This window comes from Klebsiella sp. FDAARGOS_511 (assembly GCF_003812845.1).
Classification (GTDB): domain Bacteria; phylum Pseudomonadota; class Gammaproteobacteria; order Enterobacterales; family Enterobacteriaceae; genus Klebsiella; species Klebsiella grimontii.
In genome coordinates, this window is record NZ_CP033824.1 from 2,589,522 (window position 1) to 2,609,128 (window position 19,607).

At 53.6% G+C, this 19,607-nt stretch carries 16 protein-coding genes; 2 read left to right on the plus strand and 14 right to left on the minus strand.

Annotation, left to right across the window (positions count from 1 at the left end; genetic code table 11):
• Window positions 1–220 precede the first annotated feature (220 nt).
• Together purH and purD are read left to right on the plus strand one after the other, a co-directional pair.
• Window positions 221–1,810 (plus strand): bifunctional phosphoribosylaminoimidazolecarboxamide formyltransferase/IMP cyclohydrolase, encoded by a 1,590-nt coding sequence (gene purH, locus EGY08_RS13455; RefSeq protein WP_004127706.1) that lies wholly within the window; start codon window positions 221–223, stop codon window positions 1,808–1,810.
• Between the two features lie 15 nt (window positions 1,811–1,825).
• Complete coding sequence (purD, locus tag EGY08_RS13460; protein WP_004127704.1) at window positions 1,826–3,118, plus strand: phosphoribosylamine--glycine ligase; 1,293 nt, start codon at window positions 1,826–1,828, stop codon at window positions 3,116–3,118.
• Between the two features lie 150 nt (window positions 3,119–3,268).
• On the opposite strand, the gene EGY08_RS13465 is transcribed toward purD, so the two are convergent.
• The 14 genes from EGY08_RS13465 to EGY08_RS13530 form a co-directional block, all read right to left on the minus strand.
• Window positions 3,269–3,922 (minus strand): helix-turn-helix transcriptional regulator, encoded by a 654-nt coding sequence (locus EGY08_RS13465; RefSeq protein WP_004127701.1) that lies wholly within the window; start codon window positions 3,920–3,922, stop codon window positions 3,269–3,271.
• Window positions 3,923–3,998: 76 nt separating this feature from the next.
• Window positions 3,999–4,697, minus strand: coding sequence for a response regulator transcription factor (locus EGY08_RS13470; protein ID WP_032742004.1), 699 nt, complete (start codon window positions 4,695–4,697; stop codon window positions 3,999–4,001).
• Window positions 4,698–4,789: 92 nt separating this feature from the next.
• The gene (locus tag EGY08_RS13475) at window positions 4,790–5,332 is read right to left on the minus strand and encodes a fimbrial protein (RefSeq protein ID WP_077252540.1); all 543 of its coding nucleotides are present in this window, start codon (window positions 5,330–5,332) and stop codon (window positions 4,790–4,792) included.
• 25 nt (window positions 5,333–5,357) lie between these two features.
• A complete protein-coding gene (locus EGY08_RS13480; RefSeq protein WP_032742233.1) occupies window positions 5,358–6,329 on the minus strand; it encodes a fimbrial protein in 972 nt (323 codons plus the stop codon).
• A 128-nt stretch (window positions 6,330–6,457) separates the two neighbouring features.
• Window positions 6,458–9,013: a fimbria/pilus outer membrane usher protein gene (locus EGY08_RS13485; RefSeq protein WP_123828580.1), complete on the minus strand. Its 2,556-nt coding sequence runs from the start codon at window positions 9,011–9,013 to the stop codon at window positions 6,458–6,460.
• 88 nt (window positions 9,014–9,101) lie between these two features.
• Window positions 9,102–9,788, minus strand: a complete 687-nt coding sequence (locus tag EGY08_RS13490) for a molecular chaperone (RefSeq protein WP_112167347.1) — start codon at window positions 9,786–9,788, stop codon at window positions 9,102–9,104.
• A 78-nt stretch (window positions 9,789–9,866) separates the two neighbouring features.
• Window positions 9,867–10,388 carry a fimbrial protein gene (locus EGY08_RS13495; RefSeq protein ID WP_004127681.1) on the minus strand — a complete coding sequence of 174 codons (522 nt, stop codon included), beginning with the start codon at window positions 10,386–10,388 and terminating at the stop codon, window positions 9,867–9,869.
• A 1,589-nt stretch (window positions 10,389–11,977) separates the two neighbouring features.
• Window positions 11,978–12,712, minus strand: a complete 735-nt coding sequence (locus tag EGY08_RS13500) for an SDR family NAD(P)-dependent oxidoreductase (RefSeq protein ID WP_049123130.1) — start codon at window positions 12,710–12,712, stop codon at window positions 11,978–11,980.
• 3 nt (window positions 12,713–12,715) lie between these two features.
• Window positions 12,716–12,964 carry an acyl carrier protein gene (locus EGY08_RS13505; protein WP_004127675.1) on the minus strand — a complete coding sequence of 83 codons (249 nt, stop codon included), beginning with the start codon at window positions 12,962–12,964 and terminating at the stop codon, window positions 12,716–12,718.
• A gap of 59 nt (window positions 12,965–13,023) precedes the next feature.
• Window positions 13,024–13,839 carry a MaoC/PaaZ C-terminal domain-containing protein gene (locus EGY08_RS13510; RefSeq protein ID WP_112167348.1) on the minus strand — a complete coding sequence of 272 codons (816 nt, stop codon included), beginning with the start codon at window positions 13,837–13,839 and terminating at the stop codon, window positions 13,024–13,026.
• Window positions 13,836–15,098, minus strand: coding sequence for a beta-ketoacyl-[acyl-carrier-protein] synthase family protein (locus EGY08_RS13515; RefSeq protein WP_177447664.1), 1,263 nt, complete (start codon window positions 15,096–15,098; stop codon window positions 13,836–13,838). The genes EGY08_RS13510 and EGY08_RS13515 overlap by 4 nt, the downstream gene beginning before the upstream one ends.
• Window positions 15,099–15,113: 15 nt before the next feature.
• Complete coding sequence (locus tag EGY08_RS13520; protein WP_004127644.1) at window positions 15,114–16,502, minus strand: efflux transporter outer membrane subunit; 1,389 nt, start codon at window positions 16,500–16,502, stop codon at window positions 15,114–15,116.
• Window positions 16,499–18,445, minus strand: coding sequence for a MacB family efflux pump subunit (locus tag EGY08_RS13525; RefSeq protein WP_123828581.1), 1,947 nt, complete (start codon window positions 18,443–18,445; stop codon window positions 16,499–16,501). The genes EGY08_RS13520 and EGY08_RS13525 overlap by 4 nt, the downstream gene beginning before the upstream one ends.
• Complete coding sequence (locus tag EGY08_RS13530) at window positions 18,438–19,598, minus strand: efflux RND transporter periplasmic adaptor subunit (protein ID WP_032742230.1); 1,161 nt, start codon at window positions 19,596–19,598, stop codon at window positions 18,438–18,440. The genes EGY08_RS13525 and EGY08_RS13530 overlap by 8 nt, the downstream gene beginning before the upstream one ends.
• Between the last annotated feature and the right edge of the window lie 9 nt (window positions 19,599–19,607).

Consider the following 19,607-nt stretch of genomic DNA (forward strand, 5'->3'; position numbering starts at 1 on the left):
TGCCCCCTTATAAAGGCCATCTCTCTTCTCTATATAAGGTCTATCCAGGCGGCATCCGGGGCTAAAAAGAGAAAGATAAAAATTCGCGAGCGTTGCGCAAACGTTTTCGTTACAATGCCGCGCTATAACAAGGATGCCCGGTTGGGTGCGTTAGGTGAGTTTTTAGACAAAAACTCACCTAACGCTCTCTGTAATATTCAAATCCTGGGGATTTAATACTATGCAACAACGTCGTCCAGTCCGCCGCGCACTGCTCAGTGTTTCTGACAAGGCCGGTATCGTCGAATTCGCGCAGGCGCTTTCCGCTCGTGGTGTCGAGCTACTCTCTACGGGTGGTACCGCACGCCTGCTGGCTGAGAAAGGTCTGCCGGTGACCGAAGTCTCTGACTACACCGGTTTCCCGGAAATGATGGACGGACGCGTGAAGACCCTGCATCCGAAAGTTCACGGCGGCATTCTCGGCCGTCGCGGCCAGGATGATGGCATTATGCAACAGCACGGTATCGCCCCTATCGATATGGTGGTTGTTAACCTGTATCCGTTTGCTCAAACCGTGGCCCGCGAGGGGTGCTCGCTGGAAGACGCGGTTGAGAACATTGATATCGGCGGTCCAACCATGGTTCGCTCAGCGGCGAAGAACCATAAAGACGTCGCCATTGTGGTAAAGAGCAGCGACTACGATGCCATTATTAAAGAGATGGAAGCCAACGAAGGTTCCTTAACCCTCGACACCCGCTTCGACCTCGCCATTAAAGCATTTGAACATACCGCAGCCTACGACAGCATGATTGCCAACTACTTTGGCAGCATGGTCCCGGCTTATCACGGCGAGAGCAAAGAAGCCGCCGGCCGCTTTCCGCGTACGCTGAACCTGAACTTCATTAAGAAGCAGGATATGCGTTACGGTGAAAATAGCCACCAGCAGGCTGCCTTCTATATAGAAGAAGAAATCAAAGAAGCTTCCGTGGCGACCGCGCAGCAGGTTCAGGGCAAAGCCCTCTCTTATAACAACATCGCCGATACCGACGCGGCGCTGGAGTGCGTGAAAGAGTTTAGCGAGCCGGCCTGCGTTATCGTGAAGCACGCCAACCCGTGCGGTGTGGCGGTAAGCACCTCCCTTCTTGACGCCTACGACCGCGCGTATAAAACCGACCCGACCTCGGCCTTTGGCGGCATTATCGCCTTTAACCGCGAACTGGATGCTGAAACCGCGCAAGCGATCATCTCCCGCCAGTTTGTTGAAGTGATCATCGCACCGTCCGCGACAGAAGAAGCGCTGAAAATCACGGCGGCTAAACAGAACGTCCGCGTCCTGACCTGCGGTCAGTGGACGCAGCGCGTGCCGGGTCTGGACTTCAAACGCGTTAACGGCGGCCTGCTGGTTCAGGACCGCGACCTGGGCATGGTGACGGAAGGCGAACTGCGAGTGGTTTCCAAACGTCAGCCAACCGAACAGGAGTTGCGTGACGCCCTGTTCTGCTGGAAAGTGGCGAAATTCGTGAAATCCAACGCCATCGTCTACGCCAAAGAGAACATGACCATCGGGATAGGCGCAGGCCAGATGAGCCGCGTTTACTCGGCCAAAATCGCCGGGATTAAAGCCGGTGATGAAGGTCTGGAAGTGAAAGGTTCGGCTATGGCCTCCGACGCCTTCTTCCCGTTCCGCGACGGTATTGACGCCGCTGCTGCCGTTGGCGTGAGCTGCGTCATTCAGCCTGGCGGTTCTATTCGCGACGAAGAGGTGATTGCCGCCGCCGATGAGCACGGCATCGCGATGATCTTCACCGATATGCGCCACTTCCGCCATTAATTTACGGAGCAGACGATGAAAGTATTAGTTATTGGCAACGGCGGGCGCGAACACGCGCTGGCCTGGAAGGCCGCACAGTCACCGCTGGTTGATACCGTTTTTGTCGCCCCGGGTAACGCGGGTACCGCCCTGGAACCGACGCTGCAGAACGTAGCTATCGGCGTCACCGATATTCCGGCCCTGCTGAGCTTTGCCCAGAACGAGAAGATTGATCTGACCATCGTTGGTCCGGAAGCGCCGCTGGTGATTGGCGTGGTAGATGCATTCCGCGCCGCTGGCCTGAAAATCTTCGGTCCAACCGAAGGCGCCGCGCAGCTGGAAGGTTCCAAAGCCTTCACTAAAGATTTCCTCGCCCGTCATCAAATCCCGACGGCGGAGTATCAGAACTTCACCGACATCGAGCCCGCGCTGGCCTATCTGCGTGAGAAAGGCGCGCCGATCGTTATCAAGGCCGACGGCCTGGCCGCCGGCAAAGGCGTAATTGTCGCCATGACGCTGGAAGAAGCGGAAGCCGCCGTTCACGACATGCTGGCAGGTAACGCCTTTGGCGACGCCGGACACCGCATCGTCATCGAAGAATTTCTCGACGGCGAAGAGGCGAGCTTTATCGTGATGGTCGACGGCGAGCACGTCCTGCCGATGGCGACCAGCCAGGATCACAAACGCGTGGGCAATGGCGATACCGGCCCGAACACTGGCGGCATGGGCGCTTATTCACCGGCACCGGTAGTAACCGATGAAGTTCACCAGCGCACTATGGAACGCATTATCTGGCCAACCGTAAAAGGTATGGCCGCGGAAGGGAATACCTATACCGGTTTCCTTTACGCGGGCCTGATGATCGACAAACAGGGCAATCCAAAGGTTATCGAGTTCAACTGCCGTTTTGGCGATCCGGAAACCCAGCCGATCATGCTGCGCATGAAATCCGATCTGGTCGATCTCTGCCTGGCTGCGTGTGAAGGCCAGTTGGACAAGAAAACCTCCGAGTGGGACGAACGCGCTTCTCTGGGCGTGGTGATTGCTGCCGGCGGCTATCCGGGCAACTACACTACCGGTGATGAGATCCACGGCCTGCCGCTGGAAGAGACTGAGGACGGTAAAGTGTTCCACGCCGGTACGAAGCTCTCTGATGACGATCGGGTGCTGACCAACGGCGGTCGCGTGCTGTGTGCGACTGCGCTGGGCAATACCGTCGCACAAGCGCAGAAGCGTGCCTATGCGCTAATGGCGGATATTCGCTGGAACGGCAGCTTCAGCCGCCAGGATATTGGTTATCGCGCAATCGCGCGCGAGCAAGACGCGTAACAGAGCCCTCGGTTCCCCTTCGCCGCGGGCCGGTGAGGGGGCCACTTTGTGACCACCACACTCACCGTGGCGCTCATCAGCGCATAGCGCATGCGCTTCTGTTCCTGTCTATGCATTGGATTCAGATGCCTCACGCCGCCGCATCAGCTGCTAATCGAATGTATTTTTCAGTAAAACAAACAATTCAGAATCCGATTGCACCCCGAGTTTGCGCATCGCATTACATTTATGCGCGCTGATCGTTTTGATACTTAACTGCTTCATACCCGCAATTTGCTGTAAATCCATACCGTTAAACAGATGCTTCAGCACATCAATTTCACTGCGCGTCAATCTGGAGGTGACGCTCTCATGGTTGTGATTAATCCGCGCGAGGTTGCTGCAAATTTTCGGACTGAGTATACGCTTTTGCACAAACGCCCTTTTAAAGAAGTCCTCAGTGTCCGTCATCGACTCCCCGCGCGCTATCACGCTGAAGTTATGCTGATTGAGTAACTTCCGCAGCTCGTTGCTGTCATGGCAAAACGTATACACCACCACATTCAGCTCAGGGAACTGAGCTCCCAGGCGCAGTAAAATATCCAGCCCTTCGTGCGGGTTTTCTTCTGCGCTTTGCAAATCGGTAACAAGAATATCGACGGACTGGTACATCAGCGCTTCTGAGATTTTGCCCAGGCTCGACTCGGTGATCCGAATATCGCATGTTGCGTCAACGGATTTAATAAGTGTCGAAAGCCCGGAAAGCGTCAGGGGATGGCTATCCATCAAAGCGATCGTTCGAGACGATGGAGACGATAAATTCATCACGCAGCTGCTCCTTGCTTGCTGGCCGAGATGTCCCCGGCCCTTCGTTGTGTACAACACAATTCATGGTTAGCTCTTAAAGACAGGCAACGGGGCCAACTTTTGCCATCCAGGTCCCCTGAGAAAAGAGTTCACTGTCGTTGTGAAAACCCAGCTTTACCATCGCATTGCGCTTATGCGTACTTACCGTACGGATATTACGATGTAACGTCTGCGCGACACGAGAAACATTTTGCCCTGAAAACAGATGCACGAGTACATCCAGTTCCCGAGCGGTCAGCGGGCTATTTGTCCGAGTTGTCTTAGAAAGCAGCTGTTTTGTTTTCGGGCTCAACCACTGTCGTCCGCCTGACATGACTTCGGAAACACATTGTGCCAGCGCCAGAACCGGCTCGTGTTTTAATAGGATGCCGCGGGCATTCGACAAGGCCAACAGCTCAAGCACGCGGGGATCGCGAAAATCGGTACAGATTATAATTTTTATCGCTGGATGTGATTCATACAGGTGGGCCAGCAAGCGCAGCCCATCAAGCATTAGCTCTTTTTCGCCACAGATATCCATGACAATCAGCGCGGGTGGTGCGCTGGCAACGATCGGCGAAATACTGGCAAGATTTCTTACATCGTTTATAGGCTCGATGATCCCGCAGGCCTGGATCAACACGCGTTTGATACCCAGCGCGGTAATGGGGCATGCATCCATTATCAGCACGCCTCGACCAGGCGATCCTGCAAGAGAGGCACACGATGAGTTTGAGCTATTAATATTATTCATAATACTTTCCTTGTATTATTAGTCACGCTCCCAAACGAAAGGGATATTCTGATTAAAGCACGGACTCTTCCTGAGTCCGCGCTTATTTGTCATTACTGGTATACGAAGGTTAATTGCACCGCGCCGACGATAGTACCTGGCGTCGCTTTACCCTTCGAGCTGTATGCTCGCGCCTGCATATTAAAGGTCGTACTCTGGGTCGCGGCATTAATATCCTGAATCATCGTTGAGGCATTACCCAACGCGGCTCCCGCCGTATTTTGCAGCTCAATTTGTACCCCAGTTGCCGTTCCAGCATTCGAGTACATGGCACTCTCCGTGGCATCCGGCGTGCCGTTCAGGATCATAGTGGCCGATGAAGTCGTCGCCGGGCAACTTATTATTTCAATAGCGATAGGCTTCCACTCTGTGGCTGAGCCGGCACCCGATAATGTCGCAGCCATAATATTCTGCCCCAGATCCACATTAACCCCTCCGGTCGGCACATTAACTTTACACGGAGAAGCTTTAATATTACCAGTGATATTCAGCTGTGTGTCAGCAGCGCTCGCTGACTGCGAGAGTACAGCGGCGGCCAAACATAGCAGTAATGCCGGAGCTTGTTTGCTCAATAAAGATATTGATCCCTTCATCATTTTCCCTTACCGGTTTCCCCCGGAATTATTGTATTTCAGCACGAATAGTGGCCGTTGCGGTGAAGTCACCTGTCTCAGGCTCTTTACCTGTCGTGTTAATTGGAAATAGGCTAATCGACGATGTCCCCACCTGGGAGCTGTAGTCCATCGTCAGCGGTAATTCTCCACCCTGCGGAACGATTGTGTTTCCTGATGGGTTCTGGATTCTGACGCCCACGTCATTGTTGGTCGTCGAGAACGCGGTCGGGTCGTTCGCATCCGGGGTTCCCTGGAAGGAGAGACTCACCTTCACGCCTTCGGAGATATTGGTACAGGCCACGTCAAAGTTGACGTTTTTTGGCGTGAAGTTTTTAGCCATTTCGCCTTTAGTGGCAATATCGCCAGACATGATGCTGCCTAAAGGCACGGTAATAACGCCGCCGCCATTAATCATGCAGGATTGCGGGACGGTGACCGTTCCGCTCATCCAGACGGTTGAAACCGGCGTGCTGGCCTGAGTCGTTGCATCGGATGCGATATACACATCGACGACTTTGGTCAGAGGGATGCTCTGAACCCCCACAAACGGCCGGCGGAAGTACAGGGAAATCGTTCCACGCGCACCGGTTCCGTAAGGGTATTTGTCGCAGCTTACCGAAATGTTCTGGTTGCTGACGCTGGTGAACGGCGTTGCCTTTAAAGCCTGATAGTTGCCGCCAATAAAGACCTCGCTGGCTACGGCCAGGTACTCGTTAATCGCGTAATAGTTGAGGTTGCCATCGCTGTATACCTGGCCGGTATCCGGCACTTTTGCGGTAATATAAGCCCCGGTATAGCTGCCTGAGCAAGAACAGGTCACGTTATAGTTGCCGCTGAGGTTCCACTGATAGGCATTGTTGATCACCCTTCCTGCCGAGTTTTGCGACGGATCGGCTAACAAATAATTCATATCGAAGTTATAGGACTTCTGCCCGGCAGTCGCATAACACTCTGCCGCGCTGGCGGCAGTACTCAGCATCCCCCCCGCCAGAGCCAGACAAAGCAACGCCGCGTTTTTTACACTAGCGAAACAGCATAATAGGTTTCGGCGCGGTATCACGTCGGTGAAAATTTTATTCGTGCGCTCGGTCATTTCCATATTCCGCCTTACCGGCAGTCTCCATTCATAAGTTGAATACCCGATGTCGCCGTTTGTTCAGGCAGACGGTAATTCACCTGACAGGTCTGATCCGCTGAGGATCCCCATTTCAGCGTGAGCGTTCCAGAATCGGCCATGCCCGACAGGTAAACCTGGCCACCGTCGCCAACGATGCTGGCGCCGCTATTTTTGCCATCGCTACCCGCGGTGGCGCCGAAAGGTACCGGCTCGCCGTTGGCGCGAGTCAGCGTCATCAGTACACGCTGGCCGACGTTCGGATCAAAGTCCGCGCGTACCACGGCTCCACGAGTTGGGATCACCGAGGTACTGGTCAGCGTCATATCCACGTTGTCCGGTAAGGTTGATGTGTCGAGTGCGATCTGGTTGCGTCGGTATGCCGTGACGTAAGGCACTACCGCATAGCCGCGCCAGTCAGTTTTCACACCGGTGTTGTTGGCAATGCTCACATCACCCGCGCCTGGCGCTTTTACCAGCGCCATGGTTTCACTCAGCGGCTGGGAAAGCGTGACCCCGTTTTCATGCACCAGGATACCGCCCTGCAGGCCGTAATCCACGCGGCTCTGGCTATGGTCATAGCCATAACCGACATTCACCTCACCGTAACCGCCTTTGTAGTCGGCGCTGGCGTAGCCGTTCGCCTCTTCACCCTGAGAAGCGAAACCCTGGCTGATACTGTAATTCAGGTTGTCGTCAGGCAGCGCGGTACCACTAAGGCCAACGCTTTGTGAGGTATTACCGTTTTTACTGCTATTAAGGTTGTAGGTGGCGTAGCTTCCCGGCAACCATTTGCTTAATGGGACGCTGACATTCACAGCGACAATCCGATCGGTGTAATAGGTCCGATTTTGATGGCTGTCGACGCCATTGCGGCTATAGGTATAGTTGAGACCATAAGAGATTCCGTTCCAGGTGTTGTTGTAGCCCACGCTGGCCGATTCGGTAGAACGGTTGTTATTCCAGTACTCTTCTTTCACCACGCTTACCGACAGCGAACCTGCCTTTTGCCACAAGTTCTGGCTCAGCGTCAGTTCCGCACGGCTTTTCTTATGATCGTTATAATATCCGTTTTCTCCGGCATAGCTTTCCAGCGCCTCCTGCAATGTATAAAAGCCTGAAGTGGAATAGCGGTAGCTGGCCAGGCTGAAGTTAGTACCGGTTTGCACAAAGCTTTTGCCGTAGCGCAGCCTGTACGATTGGCCGTTGTCTTTATCCTGATGTTCCTGCCTGGACCACGCCTGGGTGATGTCGGCAGATAGCGCACCGATAGCGCCAAGGTTCTGACCAAGGCCGATGGCCAACGACTGATATTTGCTCGCTGCCTGTACCCCGCCATAGATCGTTGCGCCACGTGGCAAACCAAAAATCGCGGTTCCCTGAGTGAACAGCGTTTTTTCAACATCGTTGTTATATGAACGGTACTGGCCGCTAGTGATGCTGTATTTCAGACGTCCTTCGCGCTGAAGAACCGGAACGGAGGCAAAAGGCACGACCATCGTTTGCTCGCTACCATCGGCTTCTTTAATGGTCACGTTCAGGTCGCCACTGCCCGCCGTCGGGTAGAGGTCAGAAATGGCAAACGATCCGGCCGGTACATAACTTTGATAGATGACGTATCCGTTCTGGCGGATGGTGACCTGCGCATTACTCCGCGCAATACCACGCACCACTGGTGAATAGCCTTTGAGGCTGTCCGGCAGCATGTCATCGTCGGAAGAGAGCTGTGCCCCACGAAACGGTACGGAATCAAAAATATCCGCTGGCGAGTTACTGTCACCCAGCGTCAGCTGGCTTCTCAGTACGTGAATGTCACGCTGCAAATAGGTATTGATGGAATCCCAGTGCTCATTGCCGCGGCTATCACGGTTCCAGGTAGAGTAGTTACGTAAACGCCATGCCCCCAGGTTTGCCCCTGAACGCAGGTTCAGGTAGTACGTATCAGAACCTTTGCTGTCGTTATTCCGTGCTTCAGTGTTCGCCCCGCTAAAGCTGTAGTTCATCAGTAGCGCAGGTATACCCGCGTCCCATTTATCCGGAGAAACATAACCGCGCGCCAGTGAGTTCAGCGCGGCCTGCGGGATGCTCAGGTTCAAACGCTGCTGGTCAAAGCGGAAGCTGGCAGAGGACTGGTCTATGGCACCGGTGAAATTGGCACATTCATCTGCGGCTGCTATGCCGGGATACATGCCGATTTTTACCCCCATATCGCGGAGCTGCTCACCGCTCAGGCAGGGCTGGAGGCTTTGCTTACCGGAGGCGTCCGTCGCCAGGAAAAATTTCACGTCCCGGGTATCGACCTCTGAACCGTTGAGATAAATATCGACGCGATAGGTTCCCGGCGGCTGTAGCTCACCCTCTTCGAAAACGGATAAATCCGCGCTTCCCTGATCAGGATTATCTATTTCAAGTAACGCCGGGTTGAAGTAGCCCGCCGCATTAGCCAGTTCAGCCCCGCCCATTAACATGGCTATCTGACATGTCACTAGCAAGGCAAGGCGGGAGCGTGAAAACCGCCCCGAAGTATGACTCTTCGTTATAGTGTCCATTTAATTTTTCCATGTATAAACGTAGTTTGGATGACTAACGTTTTTTACTTCCCTGTTTAAGCAACAAAACAGAGCACAGAAGAGGCGCTTAGAGGCTGGCAGTCAGAGCGTTACTGGCGCCGCCATAATCGTTGATAAACTGCCAACTCAGCGAGCCGCCTGCGACGTTGGTAGGCAAATCGAAACGGGCTTCCGATCGCGGTGCAACCATCGTGACGTTTTTCATCGCGGTGCCATTGATGTTGACGTTGAAAAAAGTGATGTAGTGCGAGGATGGGTTGGTCACCTGAATCTGGCTACCCGCCCGCTTCCAGGCCAGCGTTTTCGCCGCCTCTTCAAGCGTACTCTTAACCCCAGAAGGACGGAAAATGAGCTTGATACGTGTTTTCACCGCAATTTGCAGGGTGTTTTCTTTCTTCTCGGCAGAGGGGATGGATTTGATATTCAGCCAAAACAAAGATTCTTTGTCTTCTGGCAGATTGCCGCCTGCGCGCACTATGCGCAATATGTTTTGCTGATTGCTATCCAGTCGGAATAATGGCGGCGTAACGATAAACGGGGCTTTTTCAGCCTGTGCGTTTTTACCCTTGCCTTCACTATCTACCCATGACTGGATGAGATAAATATTTTTATCGGGATTGCTGAGGTTAATGGATGCCTCTTTCTTCCCGCCGTCATAGATCAGGCGTGTACCGCCGACCACAACCCCAGCCTGCGAAGTCGCACTAAGGGCCATTAATAATGTTGCCGCCACTCCGGCGCGCCATGTTTTCATGCTGTCCCTGCCTGTCTGGATATTCAAAAAAGACCAGAGGCATGGATTGCCCCCTGGTCTGATTTAATTCATTCGAACTTACTGATAAACAACGGTGAACTGGGTTACTGCATTTGCATCACCCACGGTGACGGCATCGGTCAAAGAGATGTAACGCGCGCTGAAGCTCAGCTTATTATCGGCGGTGCTAACCAGAGGGTAAACTGAAGAGTCTTCGTACAGCGGAACAACTTTGTTCTGATCGTCAGAAATCTGAACGCCCACACCTTTAGCAGTGGTGCTACCCGCAGTCAGTGCCAGAACAGAGTTGTCGCCAGAAACCTGGGCGCCATCAAAACGTACGGTTGCGCCGGTCACGGTATCCGGGCAGTTTTTCAGGACCAGAGTGAATTTCTTAGCTGCAGCCAGAGAACCCGCTACCGGGAACGCTGTACGAGCGATGTTGCCCAGGAATACGTCCTGGTTTTGCGACGCAGTGTCAACAGTACATGCTGCGTCAGTGATGCTACCAGTGAAGTTAACTGCGCCGTCAGAAGCGAAAGCAGAAGAAGCAAATACAGAAGTAGCCATCAGAGCAACAGCAAGAAGATTCTTTTTCATTAAATGTATCCCTATTAACAATGTAAATCGATTTACCTGGATAGAACCGGAGATCGAATCAGTTTTGACAAAACCATGTCATTTCCCTTTTATTTAGTCCATGAAGTCTCCGACCCCAATTAATAAAACGCCGTACGGTTTACCCGAAAGACAAACGATTCATTTGAACTAAATTAGGGCTCAATGTAATTAGCTGGTAATTTGAAGTCAATATTGATTTTGACACCCTGCACCAAATTATTTTTATGTTATTTATTTCAATCAGTTACGATTATATCCTCCGTTTAACCTCCGTTTAACTCACTCGGTTTTTTCTTATATTCACGCACCTTATTTAAATAGAAGAATCTAATCAATAAAAAATACATTCGAATATTATGTTGCGTTGTCATGATGATGCAGATTTTTATTCCGAGATTAAGGCTATATTTAATCCCAAAAACCCAAAACAGGTGCATCAGTTCAACGCCCCCTTTGAAATACCCTGTTACATGCGCTCTACTAAACCCAGCTGAATAGTTAGTTAATGCTTCTTGTATATAAACCGCATCATGAATATTGCGAAGGCACACAATTAATCTTGAATTAACAGTGCTTCCGCACCTCGGCTAGTCAATGCAATGCTTCAGCCATGCATTAATTTAGGGGATAAGATTTAGTCGGCAAGTTTGCTGCCAGGCTATATTTTTTGCCAGATAAAAACATCGTTCCAGGAGACTGCCCACCTTGCTGCAACGAAACCACCAACCGGTATCAGGCCCGATACGGATTTATTTTATTTAGCCCGGGCATTAACCATTTCCGCCCATAATGATAAAGTGTAAAAAGATTGATAAAAAATTATTCAACCGAGGGATGTAGGTGTCAGCCAATTATCAGTTAGCGTTCTCATCAACCCGACACATGCAGTTAAAACGCTTCAAAATCAAACACTCTGGGTGACTTTCTTAAGCAACCAGCCATCTTCACATGGGGGTGGTTTTTTACGTTTTATTAAACCTACCCCTATAAAAATAGCTTAAGCATTTTTTAATCTTGCTTAAATCCTTCCTGGCGTTCTTTTTTAATAACCATGAATATATTATCGCAGAGCCTTTTTATCTTTACCTGCCATTTAATTCACCCCTTTTAAATTACAGTTATAACATAACATTTAGATTAATATCTTTCCTGAGCGATCATTCAGCCGGTAGACGATATTGAAAGATTTTCCTCAAGGTTGTTCAACTCAGGTTCACAAAAGGCTTCATAAAAAAACACGCGCTGGCTATTTAAATTCACATAGGTTGACAAACCTGTCGGAATAGCATTTTGGCTCTCTGCAGACATCACGCAATGCATACAGTAACAATATAATTGGCCGTTGCTCCCGCCTGTTTACAGTATGCCGGGGGGATTTCTACCAACATGAGATAGATTTTAGCGTAAGGAAAATTCTTAGTCTGTTCCGGCATTTTTGCGCTGCAGCGGGTCGTATTTTTCAGATATGCGAAGTTATTCGCCAGCAACGAGGGAGATTTGTCGTTCAGGCAAAAAAAAACGGGACGCAATGCGTCCCGTTTGAGTCGAACCGAGTAGTGTGAGACAGGTCAGGCGGAAAGGCCGCCGTCCAGGACGAGCGTTTGTCCCGTCATATAGGTACTATCATCGCTAACCAGCCATGCCACTGCGCCTGACACCTCTTCTGCTTTTCCGAAGCGCTTCATAGGAATGCTTCGACGCAGCGCCGTCCGCTTCTCTTTCGGTATATTGGCCATAATATCTGTATCGATATAGCCGGGCAGCAGGCAATTAACCCGCACGCCAAAGCGTCCTAGCTCTATTGACAGAGTCCGCGCCAGACCAATCATCGCCGCTTTACTCGCGCCATAAGCGCTCTGCCCGCTGTTGCCCTTCACTCCAGTGACTGACGACATCAACACCACGGAACCGCTCCCCTGCATCATCATTGGCTCTATCAGGATCTGATTCCAGTAGAAGATGGCGTTAACGTTGGTATCCATCACCTGTCGCCAGTTCTCCGGTCGTTGGTGAATGTGCAGCGCATCAAGCGTGATACCCGCATTGTGAACCACGGCGTGAGGAGCGCCGTAGCGTGCCAGCAGCTCGGTAGCAACACGTTTCACCGCCGGTTCATCGCTTCCGTCGCACTGAAAACTCTCGACTTTGCCCGGAAGCCCCTCGCCGGCCCGTTCCACCTCCTGTGCCGCGGCCTCATTCTGGCACCAGGTAAACACCACGTTCCACTCTTTCGCCAGACGAAGCACCGTAGCGCGTCCGATACCCCGGCTTCCACCGGTCACTAATATCCATTTACTCTGCATGGTTTAATGGCTTTTTTCGCTGAGGTATTGGCATAAATCACGAAGCGTCATGTTCGGATGATCAATAAACAGATCGGCGCCAACGGAGACAGCAAACTCTTTCTTTGCCAGTACCATCAATTCCACGTAGTCCAGGCTGTCGAGCTTCAGCTTATGTAGCGGCATATCTGGTTCCAGCTCGTCCATCTCCAGATCCTTCGCATCACACAGCATCTCGCCAACTTTGCGGTAAACTTCATCAAATTGCGTCATGTTTTATTCCTTTAATTCAGACTCTAAAATGGATGTATTTCGTTAACAAAAATTGTCGCCTACGCCGCCAGCGGCCCGGTTTTCAACGTCACCGTAACGGAAATCAGCGGTTCATTGAGGCGCCACGCCTGAATGCCAGCCACTAAAATCAGCCCGGCATGCTTGTCTCCCATCACCAGCGTCGGCTGGATGGAATAATAAAGCGATGTAATGCGCTGGCTTTCCTCCCATTGACTCAGCAGCTGAGGCGAAAAATGCACCTCATGGTGAGTTTGCACGACCTGCACCAGACGAAATACGTCGCGCAGGCTGGCAACCTCAGGCTGAGGAATAAGGCTATGTACGGTTGCAAGCGTTTCTGGCGCATTGACCAGTTCACGGAACAACGCCGCATCCAGAAAGCTCCACAGCGGTGCCGCCGGGCTTTTCACGGCGAGGAATCGATCGTACAACGCCGTTAATGCATCCTCGCCAAGCGTATACGACTGCACGACGGGCGATAACTCTAGCGCTTTAGAACTAACCAGCTTACTGCTGATGCCGGTACGTTGCGTCTGAACGTTTAACAAACTCCCGCTGAGTTGCATCTGCTCATGACGACGCGTTTCGCGGACCGACAGCTGATAGGGTATTCCACACGCTACCGGTTCGCGCAGGCGGCAGCTGAACACCAGGCCACCTGATGCCAGAGCATCTTTTTCCAGAGAAGCGCCGATCGCCGACTTTACATCCAGCATCGCGCGCATACCGTGTACGCATAATCCTTCCAGACCAAAACGCTTCGCTTCGGCAACGTCAAAGTGAATCGGGTTATCGTCGCCGGAAAATGCCGCCCAGCGTTCTGCATCACGCAGGCTATAGCACAGGGTCATCATTTCCCCCGTCCGATAACCAACGCTGCATTCGCGCCGCCAAAACCGAAGCTCAGATTAAGCGTTGTGCTCAGGGCTGCCGGGCGATGCGTATTGGGGACATAATCCAGATCGCACGCGGGATCGGACGAATCAAGATGACAAGTGGCAGGCGCTATCTGATGCGCTATTGCCTGAAGGCAGATAATCGATTCAAAACTGCCGGCGGCGGCGATCAGATGCCCGCTGTAGGATTTGGTGCTCGAGCACGGTATGGCATATGCCGCCTCGCCCAGCGCCATTTTTATCGCTTCGGTTTCATTGAGGTCGTTAAGTGGAGTAGAGGTACCGTGCGTATTGATATAGTCCAGATCGCAGGCGGAGATCCCCGCCTGTTCAAGCGCATGGCGGATAGTTTGCACCCGCGCAATTTTATCCTCGGCCGGCGCGGTAAAATCATAGGCGTCAGAGAAGTTGCCGTAGCCGAGGATCTCGCCGAGAATATTCGCCCCGCGCGCAATCGCGGATTCCCGCTCTTCCAGGCACACTACCGCCGCGCCTTCACTCAGCACGAAGCCATTGCGATGCAGGCTAAACGGACAGCAGACGCGGGTGATATCTTCCTGTTCGCTGGCCAGCGCTCCCAGTACGTCGATATTCCACACCGCGCAGTCAGAACGCAGAGACTCTCCCGCCCCCGCCAGCATCATGTTGGCGCGGCCATTGCGGATCAGCTCAAATGCATCACCAATCGCGATCGTTCCGGTCGCACAGGCTGCGACTGGCGTATTCTGATAACCACGTAATCCCCACAGCAGGCTGACCGCCGCGGTAGATACGTTAGGCATCGAGAAAAAACAGCCGAAAGGAGAACCCACGCCAGTGCGCTGATAATCATCGTAATAGAGTTGAGTTTCGTCCTGACCCGCCCAGCCAGTCCCCATAATGACGCCGCAGTCACGCAGATCGTAATGCTGTTCCGGCGCGTCATCGCCAAACGCCATCTGCATCGCTTCCCGCGCTGCGGCGAGCGTCAGCCGCGCGTAGCGAGGCAGGCGACGGCGAATCGCGGCGGGCACGCCTTTGAGCGAAGGTTCCTCATCGATCAAACCATAAAAGCGGGACTTAATCCCGGCAGCCGATTTATCGCAGTAACGGTAGCCGAGTTTGTACGCCATGATAGCAGCCCAGCTTTCAGCGGAATTCATCCCGAGCGGTGTTACCGCGCCATAACCGGTAACCACGACACGGCGCGGTGTGCTCATCGTCTGTAAAACGTCCATGTCTATGACCTATCCTTAGTGATTCATCGAACTGTTTTCCCCGCCCCCCAGCGCCAGCCAGAGTTTCATCGTGGAATACAGGTATTGGTATTGGCTCTGCACCAATGTATTTTCACTGTTCAACAGCGAATTCTGCGCATCAAGCAGCGTTTGATACGCCACGGATCCGTGGCGATACTGGCTCTCCACCAGCGTCAAACGTTGCTGGCTCAATGCCAGATCTTTCAGCTGCAGCCGTTTTTCCTGCTGGTACGTGAGGCGCTGCGCCATGGCGTTATCAATATCCTGCAGCGCGCTGTAAGCGGCGCTTCGGAACTGTATCGCCGCGGTTTGTACATCCAGATCGGACTTTTCAATGGTCAAGCGCACTTTGTTCCACTGGATAAAAGGCAGATCGAGCGCAGATCCGAGCGTTCGGGCGGGATTACTGAACCACTGCTGAAACACCGCTGCGCCCGCGTTCAGTGACGCATTCAGCGTCAGTGACGGATAAAAACTCAATCGGGCAACGTCAGAACCCGCCAGCGCAGCGCGTAAGTTCATTTCTGCCGACTGCACGTCCGGTCGCCTGGCAATCACATCTAACGGCAAACGCTGCGCCACCGGTACGCTCTGCTGAATATCCAGAGAGCCCCGTTCCGCAGGAAATTGCCCCGGCGCGCGACTGAGTAAAATCGCCAGCGCGTTACGGTTCTCATCACGCTGCTGACGTAAGTCGCGGAGGGTCGTTTCACGGCTCAGCACCGTTTGCTGCGCCTGGAGATAATCCAGTTGCCCCAGGTCTCCTGCTTTCCAGCGGGAAGTCACCATCGCCAGCGTTTCCTCAGCAATATTGAGGCTTTGCTGCAAATTGCCTATCCGCTGGTTCAGGCTGGCTATCTGCCAGTAAAGCTGAGAGGTGGTACCAATCAGCGTCAGCGCGGTCGCTCGTAAATCTTGCTCCGACGCCTGCGCCAGCCAGTCGGACTGCTCTCGAGTGCGCGCTAATTTACCCCACAGGTCAAGTTCATAAGAAGCCGAAAGCGATTGGCTATAGCCTTCCGTTGACGTTGTGCTGTGGCGCAGATTCTTGCTGTTGCTGGCCGTTGCGCCAACGGCAAAGTCAGGCGTCAGATTCAGGTCCGATAACCCCGCCGCCAGGCGCGCCTGTCGAAGTCTTATTCCCGCCAGAGCGAGATCGTTATTGCTTTGCAGCGTTGCAACGATCAGCCGTGACAGCTGCGGGTCGCCAAAATTATCCCACCAGTGTGGGGAAAATTGCGCTACGCCCTCGCCGGTATCCTCCACCCGCCAGGTATCGGGTATCGACAGCATGGGCCTTTGATAGTCGCTTTTCAGCGCCTGGCCGCAGCCGGTCAATACCAGCGCCACAGCGATCGTTGAAAGTAGGTGCAGTTTTTTCATTCGCGGGCCAGCGCCTCCGTCGGATGCAGACGGGCAGCATTGCGCGCCGGGAAAAAGCCAAATCCAAGGCCAATCAGCGCGGAAAATCCGCAGGCCAGAAGGACCGGTGGCCAGGTGAACACCATGGTGAATTCCTGAGTCATCAGCGAGAAAATCAGCCCGGCCCCGCCGGAACCGATAACGCCGATCAGACCGCCGAGAGTACAAATCACCATGGCTTCAATCAGGAACTGACGCATGATATCCGCGGGGCGGGCGCCGACCGAAAGGCGAATACCAATTTCATGCGTCCTCTCCGTCACCGACACCAGCATGATATTCATCACGCCCACCCCGCCTACCAGCAGGGAAATCCCAGCAATTGCCGTAATCAGCAGCGTCATCGACTGCGAGGTTTTGCGGATAGTCTTCGTCAGCTGATCGTTGGTCATGGTGAAGAAATCGCGCTTACCGTGCATGGAATCCAGCAGTTGCTCCACATTTCGCTGCGCAACTTCTATCGAATAGCCGTCGACGATGCGCAGAGTGATGGACTGTAGCGGCGAATCACCTGACATACGCTCTCGCAGCGAGGTGTAGGGGATCCACGCGCCGGGCTGCTCGCCGATATACTTCGGTCCTTTTTTCGCGGCCACGCCGATCACCCGGTAGGGCACGCCGGAAAGCTGAATAATTTCGCCCAACGGATCCTGACCGCCGGGAAACAGGGAGCTCTGTACGTTCGGATCGATGATGACCACCGGCTCACGCTCGTCCAAATCGCGCGACGTAAAACGGTTTCCAGCGATAAAATTCAGCCCCTGCACTCGGAAGAAGCCGTTACTGACGCCCGACAGCGATGCAAGAAGCTGCTTACCCCCGCGGATCGTCATCACGGTTTTACTGACCACTGGCGAAATGCTATCGATATACGGCTGTTTGCTGAGTAATTCCACATCGTCCAGGGTCAGGGACCGTTCAAAATCCGGGCGCGGTCTGTCCCAGCCAAGACCTGGCTGAATTTCGATGGTGCTGGTGCCCAGCTGGCTTATCTGGCTGAGAATATTTTGCCGCGCGCCCTCTCCCACCGCCATAGAAGAGACCACGGAGGAGATGCCGATGATAATCCCCAGCATGGAAAGGAAGGCGCGGATCCGATGCCCGAGCAGAGAGCGCCACGCCATGCGTACCGCCTCTTTGATGCTCTGCCAGACGGACGTTCGCCCTGTGGCCGCAATAGCCGGTAATCCCTGCGAAACCACCTGCGATATAACCGGATTGGCCCGGTCCGCAATAATTCTGCCGTCGCGGATTTCGACAATACGCTGGCACTGTTCAGCGATGCTGCGGTCGTGGGTCACGATAATAAGCGTATGCCCGGCCTGGTGCAGGCCATGTAAAATGGCCATCAGCTCCTGACCGCTGGTGCTGTCGAGCGCCCCGGTGGGCTCATCCGCCAGGATCACCGGCGCACCGTTCATCAGGGCGCGTGCGATACTCACCCGTTGCTGCTGGCCACCGGACAACTGCGCGGGACGGTAGTTTATGCGGTCACCAAGACCTAACCGAGTCAGCAGATATTTTGCTCGCGTCTGGCGTTCAGCGACCGGCATGTCGGTGTAGAGCGCCGGGATGGTGACGTTTTCGAGAGCCGTCAGATACGGCATCAGATGATAACGCTGAAAGATAAAGCCCAGATACTGGCTACGCAGCTGCGCCAGCTGTTCGCTGCTGGCCGCCTGCGCAGGCACATCCATAATGCGCATTTCACCTTCCGATGGTTTATCCAGACACCCTAGAATGTTCATCAATGTGGACTTACCGGAACCCGACGCACCGATAATCGCCACCATTTCTCCGGCATGGACGCGCAGAGAAACATCCTTCAGTACGGTAACGCTGGCGTTACCTGCGCCAAAATGACGGGAGATGTGCGAAAGTTCGATGATCGGAGAGTCAGCCATTTGCCACCCCTGCATCATTTTGCGCCATCACCACGCGATCGCCTGCTTTCAGCCCCTCTTTTACTTCAACAAACTGACGGTCGTTGATACCTACCTGAATCAGACGCTGTTCAACCTTATCGCCTTTTAGCACCTGTACATGATAGCTATTGGCTCCCTGCGGTTGCCCCAGCGCCATCACCGGCAGGCGTAGTACATTTTTAGCCTGCTCGGTGATGATAAATACCTGCGCCGTCATCGCGGTTCTCAACCGATGATCGGGGTTCGGCACGCTGAACACACCGTTATAATAAACGGCAGAGGCCTGTTGCCCCTGCGGACGAGCGCTATCATCCTGTAGGGCATCGTTCGGCGCGTCCTGCAGCCCCCCCATCACGCTCTGATAGCGGCGTTTGGGTTCGGCGACGACGTAAAACCACAGCGGCTGGCCGGGACGGACTTTCAAAATATCCGTTTCTGAAATACGGGTTTGCACCGTCATGGTATCGACATTCGCCAGAACCAGAATGGTCGGCGCTGTCTGTGAAGAGACCACGGTTTGTCCCTCTTTGGTGACGATGCCCAATACCTGCCCGTCCACCGGCGCGATGATCCGCGTATAGCCAAGATTGGCTTTCGCCGTTTCCAGCGCCATCTGCGCCTGCACAATTTGCGCCATATTGACTCTCACCTGCGCCTTCTGGGTATCGACCCTGGCCTGCGCTTCCTCGAGATTGCTTTTCGTTCCTGACCCGTCACGATCCATCCGCAGCTGGCGTTTCAGCTCGAGCTGGTACTGAGTGAGCGTGAACTGTGACGCCTGTTTCTGCGCTACCGCGCTCTCCAGCGCCGCTTCAGACTTACGCAATTCGCTCTGCTGCAGCGTTGGATCGATTTCGGCTAGCAGCTGGCCCTGGGTAACCCGATCGCCGGCACGCACGTACAATTTCTTTAACTGACCGTTGACCTGCGCCCCGACATTCACCTGCACTGACGGTTTGAGGATCCCGGTGGCCAGCACGGTTTTTTCGATATCGCCGCGATCGACAACATAAGCCGCCACCGGCTCAGCACGCCCAGAAAGCTGGCTGGACGCGCCCAGCACGCCGCCAATCAGCAGGATCGCCAACAGGGCCGCCAGCCCATAAAGTGACTTGCGGTGTCCGGCCATCATGGCGGGCCA

Coding starts and splice junctions, on each gene's coding strand:
- EGY08_RS13505 (WP_004127675.1), bottom strand. CDS start 12,964: ATGACGCAATTTGATGAAGTTTACCGCAAAGTTGGCGAGATGCTGTGT.
- EGY08_RS13500 (WP_049123130.1), bottom strand. CDS start 12,712: ATGCAGAGTAAATGGATATTAGTGACCGGTGGAAGCCGGGGTATCGGA.
- EGY08_RS13490 (WP_112167347.1), bottom strand. CDS start 9,788: ATGAAAACATGGCGCGCCGGAGTGGCGGCAACATTATTAATGGCCCTT.
- EGY08_RS13525 (WP_123828581.1), bottom strand. CDS start 18,445: ATGGCTGACTCTCCGATCATCGAACTTTCGCACATCTCCCGTCATTTT.
- purH (WP_004127706.1), top strand. CDS start 221: ATGCAACAACGTCGTCCAGTCCGCCGCGCACTGCTCAGTGTTTCTGAC.
- purD (WP_004127704.1), top strand. CDS start 1,826: ATGAAAGTATTAGTTATTGGCAACGGCGGGCGCGAACACGCGCTGGCC.
- EGY08_RS13515 (WP_177447664.1), bottom strand. CDS start 15,098: ATGGACGTTTTACAGACGATGAGCACACCGCGCCGTGTCGTGGTTACC.
- EGY08_RS13475 (WP_077252540.1), bottom strand. CDS start 5,332: ATGATGAAGGGATCAATATCTTTATTGAGCAAACAAGCTCCGGCATTA.
- EGY08_RS13530 (WP_032742230.1), bottom strand. CDS start 19,598: ATGATGGCCGGACACCGCAAGTCACTTTATGGGCTGGCGGCCCTGTTG.
- EGY08_RS13520 (WP_004127644.1), bottom strand. CDS start 16,502: ATGAAAAAACTGCACCTACTTTCAACGATCGCTGTGGCGCTGGTATTG.
- EGY08_RS13510 (WP_112167348.1), bottom strand. CDS start 13,839: ATGATGACCCTGTGCTATAGCCTGCGTGATGCAGAACGCTGGGCGGCA.
- EGY08_RS13465 (WP_004127701.1), bottom strand. CDS start 3,922: ATGAATTTATCGTCTCCATCGTCTCGAACGATCGCTTTGATGGATAGC.
- EGY08_RS13485 (WP_123828580.1), bottom strand. CDS start 9,013: ATGGACACTATAACGAAGAGTCATACTTCGGGGCGGTTTTCACGCTCC.
- EGY08_RS13470 (WP_032742004.1), bottom strand. CDS start 4,697: ATGAATAATATTAATAGCTCAAACTCATCGTGTGCCTCTCTTGCAGGA.
- EGY08_RS13480 (WP_032742233.1), bottom strand. CDS start 6,329: ATGCTGAGTACTGCCGCCAGCGCGGCAGAGTGTTATGCGACTGCCGGG.
- EGY08_RS13495 (WP_004127681.1), bottom strand. CDS start 10,388: ATGAAAAAGAATCTTCTTGCTGTTGCTCTGATGGCTACTTCTGTATTT.